This is a genomic window from Streptomyces sp. WM6372 (assembly GCF_001279655.1).
In the GTDB taxonomy this organism is placed as follows: Bacteria; Actinomycetota; Actinomycetes; order Streptomycetales; family Streptomycetaceae; genus Streptomyces.
The window spans coordinates 1-453 of record NZ_LGDB01000106.1 but is presented as its reverse complement, the minus strand read 5'-3'; the positions used below and the strand labels follow the sequence as shown (position 1 = coordinate 453).

The 453-nt window shown below is 68.0% G+C and carries 1 protein-coding gene; it reads left to right on the top strand.

Features of this window, described 5'->3' with window-relative positions:
- Positions 1-40: 40 nt before the first annotated feature.
- The coding region (locus tag ADK52_RS09660; RefSeq protein ID WP_234343607.1) for an AMP-binding protein at positions 41-453 on the top strand (413 nt) is incomplete at its 3' end.

The window sequence follows — 453 nt, the reverse complement described above, 5'->3', positions numbered from 1 at the left end:
CTACACGTCGGGTTCGACGGGGCGGCCGAAGGGTGTGGTGGTGTCGCATGCGGCGTTGGTGAATTACGTGGTGCGGTGTCCGCAGGCGTATCCGGATCTGGCGGGGTCGACGGCGTGGCACGCCTCGGCGTCGTTCGATTTGGGTGTGACCGGTCTGTACGGGGCTTTGGCCGCGGGTGGCTGTGTCGTGGTGGCTGCATTGGACTCTGGCTCCGACTCTGTATTTGCCGGGGAGGGGAACGGCGTCGGGTTGCCGGTGACGTTCCTGAAGGTGACTCCCAGTCATCTGCCGGTCCTGGAGGGTGCCGGGCGCGGGTTCGTGCCCAGTGGCCAGTTGATGCTGGGCGGAGAGGCGATTCCCGCGCATGCGGTGACGCAGTGGCGGCAGGCGCATCCGCAGGTGTCGGTCGTGGCGCACTACGGTCCGACCGAGGCGACGGTGGGGTGCACGGA